At 41.0% G+C, this 756-nt stretch carries 1 protein-coding gene; it reads right to left on the reverse strand.

All coding sequences use genetic code 11. The features are described 5' to 3' along the window. Nucleotides 1-132 precede the first annotated feature (132 nt). A partial coding sequence (locus ACS8FD_RS19820; protein WP_439262930.1) for a YqiA/YcfP family alpha/beta fold hydrolase occupies nt 133-756 on the reverse strand: 624 nt, incomplete at its 5' end.

Raw genomic sequence — 756 nt, forward strand, 5'->3', positions numbered from 1 at the left:
GACTCAAAATGCCTTCCTTTATTATTCACATATCATTGTTTCTATCTAACCATTATAACCAAAAATGGCGCTCTTTACGTCAATCGTCAGTAGCTTACGTCAGATAATGTCGTCTCTATAAGCTAACTTGGCTCAGACTAACTGTTGTACCATTTCAATGACTTTGGGCACATGCTTAGCAAAATCACTAAACCTATGATCGCCGCCTTCTTGTATAGTGACAGTCGCACCTTGCTGCTGGTAAAACGCTGCTGATAAATTGGCATCCAGCAATTCATCGTCTTTTTTGAGCATGACAGTGACCTGACTTGGATTGGCAACCGACAATAATTGATGATGAGCAAACCACTGTAAGTCTGCCTTCGTCATCGCCCAGCCACCAGGAGTGGTATAAAGCGTCTCGTCCTCATTGTTATCCATTCTTAAAGTATCAGCGCTTTTATTGTCTTCAAAACGTTGTAAAGTAATATGCGGCTGTGTGCTAGGGTTTAATAATAAAATAGGACAGCCAGTATGATTGCTGACGAGCGTTGAAAAATATCCGCCCAATGAGCTGCCTACCAAGACGGTTTTGGCGTCCTTGCTAAGTTTACTGACTAAATCCGTTAAGTAACTAAACACTTGTTCTGGCGACTGATTTAAATCAGGACGATGTACTATGATATCAGGGTAATGCTGTTGACAATATTGCTCTAATAAAAGCCCTTTAGTAGAATTGGCATCGCTATCTAGGCCATGCACGTACACAATATTCAT

The sequence above is a fragment of the Psychrobacter sp. 1U2 genome (genome assembly GCF_051847575.1).